We start from the raw sequence: 274 nt of genomic DNA on the forward strand, positions 1-274 counted from the left end.
GCCGGCCGCCGATGCCCGGGAGGCGGTCCTGTGCCGGATCTTCGGCGAGGTGCTGGGGGTGTCCGGCGTCGGCGCGGACGACGACTTCTTCGCCCTGGGCGGCCACTCCCTGCTCACCACCCGGGTGATCGGCCGGATCCGCGCCGAACTCGGCGTACGGGCCGGCGTACGGGACCTGTTCGCGGCACCGACCGCGGCCGCGCTGGCGCGCCGGCTCGGCGCCCTCGGCCGGGCGGGGGCGTACGGGCCGGGGCCGGACGGGCCGGCGGTGGAC

General features: G+C 79.6%; 1 protein-coding gene. It reads left to right on the forward strand.

What is annotated here, in order from left to right:
• Positions 1-274: phosphopantetheine-binding protein (locus EF918_RS36585; protein ID WP_148141394.1), on the forward strand; the 274-nt coding region annotated here is incomplete at both ends.

It is taken from the genome of Streptomyces sp. WAC06614 (genome assembly GCF_003949795.1).
Taxonomy (GTDB): Bacteria; Actinomycetota; Actinomycetes; order Streptomycetales; family Streptomycetaceae; genus Streptomyces.